Source organism: Klebsiella sp. JN_Kp126 (assembly GCF_033843325.1).
Taxonomy (GTDB): Bacteria; Pseudomonadota; Gammaproteobacteria; order Enterobacterales; family Enterobacteriaceae; genus Klebsiella; species Klebsiella michiganensis.
This window is the reverse complement of sequence record NZ_JAWXQV010000049.1, coordinates 101,033-114,521: the sequence shown is the minus strand read 5'-3', so window position 1 is coordinate 114,521 and position 13,489 is coordinate 101,033. Positions and strand designations below refer to the sequence as shown.

Here is a 13,489-nt window from a genome sequence, read left to right as displayed (position 1 = left end):
TTATTTAAACTGTTTGAGGAAACGCAGATCGTTTTCGAAGAACGCGCGTAAGTCGGTCACGCCGTAGCGCAGCATGGTCAGACGCTCCATACCCATGCCGAAGGCAAAGCCGGAATAGATTTCCGGATCGATACCCACGTTACGCAGTACGTTTGGATGCACCATCCCGCAGCCGAGCACTTCCAGCCATTTCCCGTTTTTCCCCATAACGTCGACTTCGGCCGACGGCTCGGTGAACGGGAAATAGGACGGACGAAAACGAATCTGCAGATCTTCTTCAAAGAAGTTACGCAGGAAATCGTGCAGCGTTCCCTTCAGGTTGGTAAAGCTGATGTTGGTATCAACGATCAGGCCTTCCATCTGATGGAACATTGGGGTATGGGTCTGATCGTAGTCGTTACGATAGACGCGGCCTGGCGCAATAATGCGGATCGGCGGCTGCTGGTTAGCCATGGTGCGGATCTGCACGCCTGAGGTTTGCGTACGCAGCAGGCGCGTGGCATCAAACCAGAAAGTGTCGTGGTCAGCGCGTGCCGGATGGTGGCCAGGAATATTCAGCGCATCGAAGTTGTGGTAGTCATCTTCGATTTCCGGGCCAGTCGCGACGGTAAAGCCGAGCTCACCGAAGAAACTTTCAATACGATCGATGGTACGGGTCACCGGATGCAGGCCACCGTTCTCAATACGACGCCCCGGCAGAGAGACATCGATGGTCTCCGAGGCCAGGCGCGCGTTAAGAGCGGCGCTTTCAAGATCTGACTTACGCGCGTTAAGCGCCTGCTGGACCTGCTCTTTCGCTTCGTTGATAACCGCGCCGGCTGCCGGGCGCTCTTCAGCAGGCAGCTCACGCAGGGTCGTCATCTGAAGGGTCAGGAGCCCTTTTTTACCCAGGTATTCCACGCGGACGTTGTCCAGCGCAGCAACATCTGATGCCTCGTTAATGGCTGCCTTCGCACTGGCAACCAGCTCTGCGAGATGTGACATGGTTTTCCTCATTATGTCGGTGCAGACACCGGTTATGGTTATTATTTTGCTTTCACTATTTCGAGCCGCAGACGGCGGGTCATTCGCCATTTGCCCGAATGACCCGGTCAATCCACACGTCTGGAGCTTGAAATAGAACAAGCCAGTTCAGATACAAAAAAAGCCTCCACAGTGGGAGGCTTTTTGGCGCTGTTTTCCGTTTCTTCTTTCACGCGCTAGCCTCCTGAGTTCAGGTGCTAAAGTAAAAAAAGAAGCGGAAAATAGCAGCATTCATGCTTGCATTACCTTGTCTGGTAAAAAACGTAAGATCGATATTGAAAAGCTTACGCGGATAAAAGTCAATGTATTGATAGTCTTGAAACGAAAAGAGGGAGACAAGCTCCCTCTTTCAACTGGCTTATGCCAGAGCTGCTTTCGCTTTTTCGACCAGCGCGGTGAACGCTAATTTGTCGAATACGGCGATGTCAGCCAGGATCTTACGGTCGATTTCAACAGAGGCTTTTTTCAGGCCGTTGATGAATTTGCTGTAAGAAATACCGTTCTGACGTGCTGCTGCGTTGATACGCGCAATCCACAGTTGACGGAACTGACGCTTTTTCTGACGACGGTCACGATAAGCGTACTGACCAGCTTTGATAACAGCCTGGAAGGCAACGCGGTATACGCGAGAACGCGCACCGTAGTAGCCTTTAGCTTGTTTCAAAATTTTCTTGTGACGTGCACGGGCAACTACACCACGTTTTACGCGAGCCATATGTGCTCTCCTGTATCTATTCTAATTAAAAAGTTAAAAGGGTTAACGACTTATGCGTACGGCAGGCACGCGATGACCAGGCCCAGATCGCCTTTAGAAACCATGGCTTTCGGACGCAGGTGACGTTTACGCTTGGTAGCTTTTTTGGTCAGAATGTGACGCAGGTTAGCGTGCTTGTGCTTAAAACCACCTTTACCGGTTTTTTTGAAGCGCTTAGCAGCACCGCGTACGGTCTTAATTTTTGGCATTTTAATAACTTCCACTTCGCATTGTTAATAAACGAAACATAGGCGAACAACGGCTGCGGAACCCGCAGGCTCCACAGACATTGCTACTTGAAGGCCTTACTGTTTCTTCTTAGGAGCGAGCACCATGATCATCTGGCGGCCTTCGATCTTCGTTGGGAAGGATTCGACTACTGCCAGTTCACTCAGATCGTCACGGACGCGGGTAAGCACTTCCATACCGATCTGTTGGTGGGCCATCTCACGGCCGCGAAAACGCAGCGTGATCTTGGCCTTATCGCCATCTTCCAGAAAGCGAATCAGGCTGCGGAGTTTTACCTGATAATCGCCATCGTCGGTGCCAGGACGGAACTTAATTTCCTTAACCTGGATAACTTTTTGCTTTTTCTTCTGTTCCTTAGAAGACTTGCTCTTTTCATAAAGGAACTTGCCGTAGTCCATGATACGACAAACTGGCGGTTCGGCGTTAGGGCTGATTTCAACTAAATCTACTCCAGCTTCTTCAGCTTTTTCGATCGCTTCTCTCAGACTCACAATACCCAAAGCTTCGCCTTCCAGACCAGTTAAGCGAACTTCCAGGGCGCGAATCTCGCCATTAATACGATTCGGACGTGCCGTTTGAACTCGTTTTCCGCCTTTAATACCTTATTCCTCCAGTTGTTTTAGACTGCGGCTGCGAATCTCTTGTTGCAGCTTCTCGATAACTTCATTTACGTCCAGGCTGCCCAAGTCTTTGCCACGACGGGTACGCACGGCAACTTTGCCGGCTTCTACCTCTTTGTCGCCACAGACCAACATGTAAGGGACACGACGTAAAGTGTGCTCGCGGATTTTAAAGCCTATCTTCTCATTTCTCAAGTCTGCTTTTACGCGAATGCCCGCATTTTGTAGTTTACGCGTCAATTCGTTAACGTATTCAGCCTGAGAATCAGTAATATTCATGACCACAACCTGCACCGGCGCCAGCCAGCTCGGGAAGAAGCCCGCAAACTCTTCGGTCAGGATGCCAATAAAGCGCTCCAGCGAACCAAGAATCGCGCGGTGAATCATTACCGGTACCTGTCGTTCGTTATTTTCACCCACATAAGAGGCGCTTAAACGCTGCGGCAGGGAGAAGTCCAGCTGTACAGTACCGCACTGCCATGCACGATCGAGGCAGTCATACAGGGTAAATTCAATTTTCGGACCGTAGAACGCGCCTTCACCCAGCTGATACTCAAACGGGATGTTGTTCTCTTCCAGCGCCACGGCCAGATCCGCTTCAGCACGATCCCATGTCTCATCGCTACCGATGCGTTTTTCCGGGCGAGTCGACAGTTTGACGACGATTTTCTCGAAGCCAAAGGTGCTGTACATATCGTAGACCATGCGAATACAGGCGTTTACTTCATCGCGAACCTGATCTTCAGTACAGAAGATATGGGCGTCGTCCTGAGTAAAGCCACGTACGCGCATCAGGCCATGCAGCGCGCCTGACGGCTCATTACGATGGCAGCTACCGAATTCAGCCATACGCAGCGGCAGATCGCGGTAGGATTTCAGCCCCTGGTTGAAGATCTGCACGTGGCCCGGGCAGTTCATCGGCTTGATGCAGTATTCACGGTTCTCGGAAGAGGTGGTGAACATCGCATCTTTATAGTTGTCCCAGTGGCCGGTTTTTTCCCACAGCACGCGGTCCATCATAAACGGGCCTTTAACTTCCTGATACTGGTACTCTTTCAGCTTAGAACGCACAAAAGTTTCCAGTTCGCGGAAGATAGTCCAGCCGTCGTTATGCCAGAACACCATGCCCGGCGCCTCTTCCTGCATATGATACAGGTCGAGCTGCTTACCGATTTTACGGTGATCGCGCTTAGCGGCTTCTTCCAGACGCTGCAGATAGGCATTTAAGGCTTTTTTATCTGCCCATGCGGTTCCGTAGATGCGCTGCAGCATTTTATTGTTGCTATCGCCGCGCCAGTAGGCGCCAGCGGTCTTCATCAGTTTGAAATGATGACAGAAACGCATATTCGGCACGTGCGGCCCACGGCACATGTCGACATACTCTTCATGATGATACAAACCGGGTTTGTCATCATGCGCAATGTTTTCATCAAGAATGGAGACTTTATAGCTCTCGCCGCGCTTCACGAAGGTTTCACGCGCTTCGTGCCAGCTGACTTTCTTCTTAATGACGTCGTAGTTTTTCTCGGCGAGCTCGTGCATACGTTTTTCGAGCGCGTCGATATCTTCCTGGGTCAGGGTATGGTCCAGATCGACATCATAGTAGAAACCGTTGTCGACAACCGGGCCGATCGCCATCTTGGTATTTGGCCACAGCTGTTTAATCGCGTGCCCCAAAAGGTGCGCACAGGAGTGACGAATAATCTCAAGTCCATCTTCATCTTTCGCGGTGATGATAGAGAGCGTCGCGTCGTTTTCAATTAAGTCGCAGGCGTCAACCAGTTCGCCGTTGACGCGGCCGGCGATGGTGGCTTTCGCCAGACCGGGGCCAATATCCAGAGCGACGTCCATCGGGCTCACAGCGTGATCAAAATGGCGTTGGCTGCCATCAGGAAGCGTAATTACAGGCATTTCATGTCCTTATTTGCAGTGGTGCCCCACACGAAAGAGCACATACAAAACAATATAATCATAATTATCAACACGTTCAGGCCCAGTTCCCGCTTCACTCTGCGAAAATATGTGCACGCTCGTTCACCGACGCGTACCCACCTGCAGCCGCCTGTTGATAACACCGACGGTTAGTTTACACATCATTAGTGCGTGATAAAAGTCACATGAGACTAAATGGTTATTGCTGATGGAAAAAAAAGGTCGCGGCGCAACAAACCCAGCGTAATTGCTGCGGAACCGTGCGGCAAAAGAGCGCGGCAGGACGATATGACGCATAAAGAATATTTATGCTTTCACATCAATTATGCATGTTTAACACAAAGTGCGGAAAGCAAAACCGGTACGGCATTACCCGGTTTGCTGCTTCACGAAATAATTAAAGGATGATATTCAAGTACAATGAAATATCAGGACCATTCGCCGGCGACAAGTTTATGAACATCAAAAGCATCATTCATTGACTGCCCGGTAGACTGTGAGCCCGGCGCTATGTTGGAGCCTGCTTCGACATCGGTAGCTTTGGCAATGCCAACTTGGGTATGCTCGTTATTACCCGGCTGCGGTGCGGGAGCGGCGGCAAATGCGCCAAAAGACAGCGTGCACAGCATCACGGCCGCGAGTGCGATTTTGCTATTTCTCATGATAGTCATTCTCTTATTTGTTTCAGATAAATAGAACGGCGTCGTTATCGCCGCCTGTGTGCAACAGTATAGATCCAGATCACATTTTTGTCCGACCCAATATTTATCTTTTCGTGTCAAATTAACTGCATATTTGTCAGCAAAATAGCAATTGTGGGGAAATTATGAAGACGATTTCTTTTTATAAAAAACAAAACGAGAGACCAAAAATAATAATGCCACTTATTGCCAAATTTAAAACAATCAGGCCAGAATATCTGGCCTGAAATATTACATTTTATAACCGAGCGATAGCGTGGTACGGCGATCGGTGTGTTCCGGCGCCGATGACGGCGGCTCAGAGTTCCACGTCAGGTTATAGGCGACCTTGAGGGCAAAGTGAGCATTAATGGCAACGTTCAGCGCGCTTTCGGAGTTCAGCGTCGTATCTTCAGCGCCGAATACCGAAACACCTTGCGTAAATTTGGCGTTATCGGTCATCTGCCAGGCGTAAGTGCCGGAAGCATAGCCCAACGGCTGAGTATCAGTATCGCCGTCGGTATACTCGTCGTAGCGTACGCCAGGACCAAATTCAAAACGCAGGCTGTGTACCGGTCCGTTCATAATCTGTCGACCATAACCTGCGGTAAACACATCCCGCTGCTGATAACCATTGTAACGATCCGTCAGCCAGCTGGCCTGGCCAAATATATAGTTCTGGTCAGTCAGGTTGTAACGACTACGTCCCCCCACCGCGTACCTTTCCGAAGAGCGCTGATCGTTTGACGACGTATTGCTGGCATTCCCCCACAGCGACCATGCGGTGGTATTGCCATACCAGGTCAACGTGGAGTCGGCGGTCATTGAGGAACTTTTCGTATTGCCGGACTGCGCCAGATAACCGGCGTTAACAGTACCTTCGAAAGGTTTTTTAGCAGAAGATGGGTCATCCATGACAGTAAAAACGGAATCATCGGCCATTGCGCACGCAGACGCAAAAAGCCCTCCCGCGAGCAACGCCGCTGCGGGTACTGTCTTCAAAAGCTTCATTTAATTTTAAGTCCGTACAACCTATAAGGAGACCTGGATGGTCCCGGGAGCTTTCGCGAGGATCGCGGATAGCCGGTCCTAAGAAAGGGAGTAAATTATAAAAAAGCACGATTAACTTAGCAATCAATTACTCTTTCATTTTTTGTATAAGACGCTTCTCAAAACAATTTTTATTTCATAAAGATAAAAAGAGGTTGCGTTGTATAAGTGGCGCGTCGCTTCCCCTTCCCTCCTTTAAGTGCCATGCTTAAAACCAGAGCAGCTAAATTCGTATTATGGAGGAAACTGGATGACCAAAATCTATACGCTCACGTTAGCCCCCTCGCTCGATAGCGCAACCCAGACCCCGCAAATTTACCCGGAAGGCAAACTGCGCTGTAGCGCTCCCGTGTTTGAACCCGGCGGCGGCGGAATTAACGTTGCGCGAGCCATCACTTTTCTTGGCGGCAGCGCCACAGCCATCTTTCCCGTCGGCGGGGCGACAGGCGAACACCTGACGGCGCTGCTGACGGATGAACATGTTCCCGTCGATACGGTAGAGACCCATGACTGGACGCGGCAGAATCTTCACGTGCATGTGAACGCCAGCGGCGAGCAATATCGTTTCGTGATGCCGGGCGCAGCGTTAACTAAGGAGGAGCTCCAGCTCCTTGAGGAAAAAGTCCTCGCCATCGCCCCGGGTTCCCTGCTGGTGATTAGCGGAAGTCTCCCGCCCGGCATCAGCGTCGATAACCTGACGCAGCTGGTCAAAAACGCTCAGCAGCATGGATTGCGCTGTATTGTTGATAGTTCCGGTGACGCGCTCGCCGCAGCGCTTGATGTCGGCAATATCGAGCTGGTTAAGCCGAACCAGAAAGAGCTTAGCGCGCTGGTACAGCGGGATCTGAGCCAGCCTGATGATGTGCGTCTTGCGGCGCAGGAGCTCATTCGGTCGGGCAAAGTCCAGCGCGTCGTCGTCTCCCTCGGCGCCCAGGGTGCGCTCGGCGTTGATGCCCAGGGTAGCGTTCAGGTAGTACCGCCGCCGATGAAAAGCCAGAGCACCGTCGGCGCCGGTGACAGTATGGTCGGCGCAATGACCTTAAGGCTGGCGGAAAACGCCTCGCTTGAAGATATGGTTCGCTTTGGCGTTGCGGCGGGTAGTGCGGCAACCATCAATCAGGGCACCCGCCTTTGCTCGCTGGATAATACGCAAAAAATCTACAACTATCTGCGCGGTTGATAACGCCTTCGCTCCCTCTGGGAAGACAGAGGGAGTCGCCAAATCAGCATGATGGTCTATGCTAAAAATGCCATGGATAACAACGGGGTGAAAAATGAGTAGCGAAATTATTGCCTGGGTCGTCACGGTTCGTTTTCACGAAGAGACGTTAACCGAAATTAACGAACTCAGTAATCACCTCACCCGCGCCGGATTTACCCTCGTCTTAAACGATGATGAAGGGAACGTCCACGAGCTCGGCACCAACACCTTCGGCCTGCTTTCTATGCAGAATGCCGAGGAAGTCAACGCCTTAAGCGCAGGTTTAGCCGAAACCGCGCTGGGAAGACCCGTCGATGTCACCGTGGTCACATTCAGCGAGTGGTTAAAAGCTCAATAAGTGCGATTGACGCAACGGAAAACGTCCAGTTGTGCGTCAGTTCGAGTTTTACGCCGGGTTTATGCGCTAACCTTATGAAATGTTGGAAAACATGGGGAGAGACGGCATGTGGCAAGCTATCACCAATTTGTTACGCGATTTGCATACCGAAGCAGCTGAAATCGAACTGCGAAACGAACTACCCGGTGGAGAGATACACGCTGCCTGGCATTTACGCTATGGCGGGCGAGATTACTTCGTAAAATGCGACGAACGCGAGCTTTTACCCATCTTCACGGCCGAGGCAGACCAGCTTGAACTACTGTCGCGCAGTAAAACGGTGAACGTACCGCAGGTTTTTGCCGTGGGCAGCGATCGAGATTACAGCTTTCTGGTGATGGAATACCTCCCTCCTCGCCCGCTGGATGCGCACAACGCTTTCCTGTTAGGCCAGCAAATTGCCCATTTACATCAGTGGAGCGACCAACCTCAGTTTGGTCTGGATTTTGACAACGACCTCTCCACCACCCCCCAGCCGAACGCCTGGCAGCGTCGCTGGTCAACTTTCTTTGCCGAACAGCGCATCGGCTGGCAGCTGGAACTCGCCGCCGAGAAAGGCCTGCATTTTGGTGATATCGATCATCTTGTTGATATTGTTCAGCAACGGCTGAGTAGTCATCAGCCGCAGCCGTCGCTGCTTCACGGTGACTTATGGTCCGGTAACTGCGCGCTCGGGCCAAACGGGCCCTATATTTTCGACCCCGCCTGCTACTGGGGCGATCGCGAATGCGATTTGGCGATGCTCCCGCTGCATCCGGAACAGCCGCCGCAAATCTATGACGGCTATCAGTCCGTATCGCCGCTGCCGTCCGGCTTTATCGAGCGGCAACCCATCTACCAGCTCTATACGCTGCTGAATCGGGCGATTCTGTTTGGCGGACAGCATCTGGTGACGGCGCAGAAAGCGCTTGATGAGGTGTTCATGGATAAGGCCCCTTAAGGGGCCTTGTTTTTGAGGATTAGCTAATTTGTACGCCTTTCAGACGGAACTGAATGGTCATGGTAATGCCGGTTCCCGGTTTACCCGGTTCATAGCGCCATTTACGTAAAGCGTTTTTCACTTCACGCTCAAACATATTGGCAGGCTGGGCGGAGAGGATCTGCACGTTGTCCACGCGCCCGTCCGGCGTGACGTCAAACTTAACCCGCACGTTTCCTTCAATACGCAGCGCCTGGGCACGAGCCGGATAGCTCGGCTCTCCGCGGCTTAGCGCCCGCGGCCCGGAAGGCGCCGTCACGGTGGGTTTAGCGGTCGCGGTTGAGGTGCTCGGCGCGGTGCGCGCCGGCGCCGTATTTGTATTTTCAAACGGCGAGGCCGGGCGCGTTTCCGCCGGTTTTACATCACGCTTCGGTTGTTCGACCTTTTTTTCCGGCTTCGGTTTAGGCTTTGGCTTCGGTTTTGGCTTTGGTTTATGGATAACAACCGGCGCCTCTTTTGGCGGTTCAGGCATCACTTCCGGTTCCGGTTCTGGCTCCGGTTCAACAACGGGCTCAACGACCGGCTGAGCCGCCTGAGGCGGTTCCAGATCTGCCGGGGCCACCATAGTGATTTCAATGGGCTGTGAGGGTGCCGGCCGTTCAATAACCTGATGTACCGAAGTATAGAGCAACCCCGCGATAACACTGCCGTGGATAACCACAGACAGTAGCGTAGGCCACGGAAAGCGGCGAGGTAAATCAAAGGTCATTGCGCTCATAGTCGTTTCTGTTGAAAAATGATGCCCCGATTTTAAATGCAAATAGCAATCATATTCAACTAGGGTTGTTGGCTTGTATCAAAATTTGCCCTGTTTTCTGACAAAAAGCCCCCGGGACGTGGCATTCTGGGGATCGTGATCATCTTTGCATTGCAGTCAACGACGGTTTCACTTAACGTGATTCGCCAATTTATTGATAAGGAGCCATGCCGTGCTTTACGTTATCTACGCTGAAGATATCGCCGACTCTCTGGAAAAACGGACATCGGTACGTCCCGCCCATCTGGCGCGTTTGCAATTATTACATGATGAAGGTCGTTTACTGACCGCCGGCCCAATGCCTGCCGTAGACAGTAATGAACCCGGCGCGGCGGGCTTCACCGGCTCAACGGTCATTGCGGAATTTGAATCGCTGGAAGCGGCGCAATCATGGGCCAATGACGATCCCTATATCGCCGCAGGGGTTTATCAGAAAGTCTCGGTGAAACCGTATAAAAAGGTGTTTTAGCCTATAAAATGCTTAAGCAATAAGAACGCGTTAAAAATTTAATCTATGGCGATCGTTCATTAGAGGACGTTTCTAAGTACGCGAGTACGGAATGGTCGCCATCCTTATGTCTCTCCACTTCCCCGGTTCTGCATTCCGATCTCTTTAGGTCGCGCCCTGATGATAGCCATTTGCCGGCAGTGCATCAGCACCGCCGACTTTCTATGGTTAATTACCTGTTGGACTTCAGCGTTCCCTTAAGACCATGCGGTTCTGAGCGAAGATACTGCGGCGGAACGCTCACCTGAGCGCCCAGCGCTGCCGCGGCATGCCATGGCCAGTGCGGATTGTAGAGCACGGCGCGGGCAATGGCGATGAGGTCGGCGTCGCCATTTTGTAGCGCCTCTTCCGCCTGCTGCGCTTCCGTCACCAGACCCACACCGATTACCGGGATATTCACCTTCTCGCGGATTTCACGCGCGAACGGCAGCTGATAGCCGGGCCCCACCTGAATTGCCTGATGAGGCGACAGCCCGCCGCTGGAAACATGAATATAGTCGCAGCCAAGCGCCTCAAGCTGCTGGCTGAAGATAATCGATTGTGCGTTATCCCAGCCGCCATCCACCCAGTCTGTTGCTGAAAGTCGGACGCCCACCGCGATGTCCTGACTGACGGCCTCACGGATGGCCCGGAATATCTCGAGCGGAAAACGCAAACGGTTCTCCAGCGAGCCGCCGTATTCGTCGGTATGCTGGTTACTGAGCGGTGAAAGGAACTGGTGCAACAGGTAACCATGCGCGGCATGCAGTTCAATCAATTCAATACCCATCCGCTCAGCGCGTCTGGCGCTGTCTACGAATGACTGCTTGATGCGTTTCATGTGGTCCTGAGTAAGTTCAACCGGAGGTCGTTCACCTTCACCATAGGCCAGCGCTGATGGCGCAACCGTGTCCCATCCGCCAGAATCATGCGCCAGCTGGTGTCCCCCCAGCCAGGGGGCTGCGGAAGAGGCTTTTCGTCCGGCATGGCCCAGCTGGATACCGATGGGGATTGAAGCGTACTGGCGGATATCGTTCAGCACGGTGCGTAATGCGGCTTCCGTTTCGTCATTCCATAAGCCCAGATCAGCCGGGGTAATGCGTCCGGCGGGCTCTACAGCGCTGGCTTCGATAATCAGTAAGCCCGCGCCGGAAAAGGCCAGCTGTCCGAGATGAATACGATGCCATGCCGTCGCCTTGCCATTGTCGGCGGAGTACTGGCACATTGGCGCAATGACAATACGGTTCTCAAGTTCCAGCTTACCGATTCGCACCGGACTAAAAAGTTGACTCATAGATACCTCTCAATAATAGAAGCCTTAAGGACATTATAAGTAGCATGTGCTGATGCATGGCACTTCCCGTTTTTTGCGTTTATACGCGTTGGGCCAGTCTTATGAGGTATGGCGCGATGCGACTTCCTGCCCGCCGCTGCTGATGCAAACAATAACGCAGGAGCCTGTGAGAAACCGGGTTTCGCCGGCAGAAGAAAGAGAGATGACAGTCTAAGAATATATGCTAAGAACGAAACGCGGATAAAACAGAGGCACCGCGAGCGGTGCCTTTTGTTTCGACTCTCAACATTCAGAGAAAGTGAACAGCAGAGAGTGACGTTGCCGTTTAACCAGCTCCTTTCTGATGGAGAGGATGCGCATATTACGACGCGACTGGCCTTCCAGCCAGCGTGCTTTACGGCGACTCACCTGCCGAAGCATGCGCCAGCGCCCTACTTCCGTTCTACTACGCTTCATTGCAACTACTCTACAAGTAAAAACAGCCTGCATTATAGACCGATGAATCTGGCTAACCAACGATTTCGCTGCGTTTTTATTTGCCAGATGGATGATGATGCGTAAACTCATGTCATCAAGTCATTCAAAAGGATTTTTCATCTATGACAACCTTTTACACGGTGGTGAACTGGCTGGTTATACTCGGTTACTGGCTACTTATCGCCGGTGTAACATTACGGATATTAATGAAAAGGCGCGCGGTCCCGTCAGCGATGGCATGGCTGCTTGTCATTTATATTCTTCCCCTGGTGGGCATTATCGCCTATCTCTCTTTTGGCGAACTGCATCTGGGTAAACGCCGCGCCGAACGCGCGCGGGCCATGTGGCCCTCAACGGCCAAGTGGTTAAAGGACCTCAAAGCCTGCAAGCATATCTTTGCCGAGGAGAATAGTCCGGTCGCGGAATCCTTGTTCAAGCTCTGCGAACGTCGGCAGGGCATTGGCGGCGTCAAAGGCAATCAGCTCCAGTTGCTCACCGAATCCGATGACGTCATGCAGGCGCTCATCCGCGATATCCAGCTCGCTCGTCACAATATTGAGATGGTGTTCTATATCTGGCAGCCCGGCGGCATGGCCGATCAGGTCGCCGAATCATTGATGGCGGCGGCAAGGCGCGGCGTACACTGCCGGCTGATGCTCGACTCCGCCGGGAGCGTGGCGTTTTTCCGTAGTCCCTGGGCCGCCATGATGCGTAATGCCGGCATTGAAGTCGTCGAAGCCCTGAAGGTCAACCTGATGCGCGTCTTTCTGCGCCGTATGGACCTGCGTCAGCATCGTAAAATGGTCATGATCGATAACTATATTGCCTATACCGGCAGTATGAATCTGGTCGACCCGCGTTTCTTTAAGCAGGACTCCGGCGTTGGCCAGTGGATCGATCTGATGGCGCGAATGGAAGGTCCGGTAGCGACAGCGATGGGCATTGTCTACTCCTGCGACTGGGAGATTGAAACCGGCAAACGTATTTTGCCTCCGCCGCCGGACGCGAACATTATGCCGTTCGAAGAGGCCAGCGGGCACACGATTCACACTATCGCCTCGGGCCCGGGCTTTCCGGAAGATTTGATCCATCAGGCTCTGCTCACGGCCGCCTACGCGGCCAAAGAGCATTTGATCATGACGACCCCCTACTTTGTGCCCAGCGACGACCTTTTGCATGCCATCTGTACCGCCGCCCAGCGCGGCGTCGATGTCAGCATCATCCTGCCGCGCAAGAACGATTCTCTGCTGGTGGGCTGGGCCAGCCGCGCCTTCTTTACCGAGCTGCTGGCTGCCGGGGTAAAGATTTACCAGTTTGAAGGCGGTCTGCTGCATACTAAGAGCGTGCTGGTTGACGGCGAACTTAGCCTTGTGGGCACCGTTAACCTCGATATGCGCAGCCTGTGGCTCAACTTCGAGATTACGCTGGTGATTGACGATGCCGGATTTGGCAGCGATCTGGCCGCGGTGCAGGACGATTACATCTCCCGCTCGCGCCTGCTGGACGCCAGGCTGTGGTTAAAACGTCCGCTGTGGCAGCGGATCGCCGAGCGACTGTTTTACTTCTTCAGTCCGTTGCTGTAAAACGTG

General features: G+C 52.7%; 17 protein-coding genes and 1 other annotated feature. Of the genes, 6 read left to right on the top strand and 11 right to left on the bottom strand.

Annotated features, from left to right (window positions below; translation table 11 throughout):
- The 6 genes from pheS to thrS all read right to left on the bottom strand — a co-directional run bounded on the left by pheS (position 1) and on the right by thrS (position 4,557).
- The gene (pheS, locus tag SIK97_RS08605) at positions 1–984 is read right to left on the bottom strand and encodes a phenylalanine--tRNA ligase subunit alpha (RefSeq protein WP_004851795.1); all 984 of its coding nucleotides are present in this window, start codon (positions 982–984) and stop codon (positions 1–3) included.
- Between the two features lie 153 nt (positions 985–1,137).
- Positions 1,138–1,263: a sequence feature (Phe leader region), on the bottom strand.
- Positions 1,214–1,258: a pheST operon leader peptide PheM gene (gene pheM / locus SIK97_RS08600; protein WP_001386830.1), complete on the bottom strand. Its 45-nt coding sequence runs from the start codon at positions 1,256–1,258 to the stop codon at positions 1,214–1,216. Its footprint overlaps the feature before it by 45 nt.
- A gap of 118 nt (positions 1,264–1,381) precedes the next feature.
- Positions 1,382–1,738, bottom strand: coding sequence for a 50S ribosomal protein L20 (rplT, locus tag SIK97_RS08595; protein ID WP_004102963.1), 357 nt, complete (start codon positions 1,736–1,738; stop codon positions 1,382–1,384).
- A 50-nt stretch (positions 1,739–1,788) separates the two neighbouring features.
- Positions 1,789–1,986: a 50S ribosomal protein L35 gene (gene rpmI / locus SIK97_RS08590; RefSeq protein ID WP_001124225.1), complete on the bottom strand. Its 198-nt coding sequence runs from the start codon at positions 1,984–1,986 to the stop codon at positions 1,789–1,791.
- 96 nt (positions 1,987–2,082) lie between these two features.
- Positions 2,083–2,625, bottom strand: coding sequence for a translation initiation factor IF-3 (gene infC / locus SIK97_RS08585; RefSeq protein ID WP_052746887.1), 543 nt, complete (start codon positions 2,623–2,625; stop codon positions 2,083–2,085).
- 3 nt (positions 2,626–2,628) lie between these two features.
- Entirely contained in the window at positions 2,629–4,557 is a 1,929-nt protein-coding gene (thrS, locus tag SIK97_RS08580) for a threonine--tRNA ligase (protein WP_004102966.1), read from the bottom strand.
- A 216-nt stretch (positions 4,558–4,773) separates the two neighbouring features.
- Here thrS and SIK97_RS08575 point away from each other — a divergent pair, with 216 nt between their 5' ends.
- Complete coding sequence (locus SIK97_RS08575; RefSeq protein WP_071881738.1) at positions 4,774–4,986, top strand: hypothetical protein; 213 nt, start codon at positions 4,774–4,776, stop codon at positions 4,984–4,986.
- A gap of 20 nt (positions 4,987–5,006) precedes the next feature.
- Here the strand turns inward: SIK97_RS08575 and SIK97_RS08570 are convergent, their stop codons facing one another.
- Positions 5,007–5,240: a hypothetical protein gene (locus tag SIK97_RS08570; protein WP_004851800.1), complete on the bottom strand. Its 234-nt coding sequence runs from the start codon at positions 5,238–5,240 to the stop codon at positions 5,007–5,009.
- Positions 5,241–5,510: 270 nt separating this feature from the next.
- A complete protein-coding gene (locus SIK97_RS08565) occupies positions 5,511–6,269 on the bottom strand; it encodes a YdiY family protein (RefSeq protein WP_004851801.1) in 759 nt (252 codons plus the stop codon).
- A 289-nt stretch (positions 6,270–6,558) separates the two neighbouring features.
- Between SIK97_RS08565 and pfkB the strand changes: the two genes are divergently transcribed.
- From pfkB to SIK97_RS08550, 3 genes are all read left to right on the top strand, one after another.
- Complete coding sequence (pfkB, locus tag SIK97_RS08560) at positions 6,559–7,488, top strand: 6-phosphofructokinase II (RefSeq protein WP_032694070.1); 930 nt, start codon at positions 6,559–6,561, stop codon at positions 7,486–7,488.
- A 94-nt stretch (positions 7,489–7,582) separates the two neighbouring features.
- Complete coding sequence (gene ghoS, locus SIK97_RS08555; RefSeq protein ID WP_009653733.1) at positions 7,583–7,867, top strand: type V toxin-antitoxin system endoribonuclease antitoxin GhoS; 285 nt, start codon at positions 7,583–7,585, stop codon at positions 7,865–7,867.
- 106 nt (positions 7,868–7,973) lie between these two features.
- A complete protein-coding gene (locus SIK97_RS08550; protein ID WP_057174056.1) occupies positions 7,974–8,846 on the top strand; it encodes a fructosamine kinase family protein in 873 nt (290 codons plus the stop codon).
- Positions 8,847–8,865: 19 nt separating this feature from the next.
- Here SIK97_RS08550 and tonB read toward each other — a convergent pair whose 3' ends face one another.
- Positions 8,866–9,603, bottom strand: a complete 738-nt coding sequence (gene tonB, locus SIK97_RS08545) for a TonB system transport protein TonB (protein ID WP_032749907.1) — start codon at positions 9,601–9,603, stop codon at positions 8,866–8,868.
- A gap of 211 nt (positions 9,604–9,814) precedes the next feature.
- Here tonB and SIK97_RS08540 point away from each other — a divergent pair, with 211 nt between their 5' ends.
- Entirely contained in the window at positions 9,815–10,111 is a 297-nt protein-coding gene (locus SIK97_RS08540; RefSeq protein ID WP_004103089.1) for a YciI family protein, read from the top strand.
- Between the two features lie 211 nt (positions 10,112–10,322).
- Here the strand turns inward: SIK97_RS08540 and SIK97_RS08535 are convergent, their stop codons facing one another.
- Positions 10,323–11,423, bottom strand: a complete 1,101-nt coding sequence (locus SIK97_RS08535) for an NADH:flavin oxidoreductase/NADH oxidase (RefSeq protein WP_057174057.1) — start codon at positions 11,421–11,423, stop codon at positions 10,323–10,325.
- A 282-nt stretch (positions 11,424–11,705) separates the two neighbouring features.
- Complete coding sequence (locus tag SIK97_RS08530) at positions 11,706–11,879, bottom strand: YciY family protein (protein ID WP_004851815.1); 174 nt, start codon at positions 11,877–11,879, stop codon at positions 11,706–11,708.
- Between the two features lie 143 nt (positions 11,880–12,022).
- Between SIK97_RS08530 and cls the strand changes: the two genes are divergently transcribed.
- A complete protein-coding gene (cls, locus tag SIK97_RS08525) occupies positions 12,023–13,483 on the top strand; it encodes a cardiolipin synthase (protein WP_009653730.1) in 1,461 nt (486 codons plus the stop codon).
- Positions 13,484–13,489 lie beyond the last annotated feature (6 nt).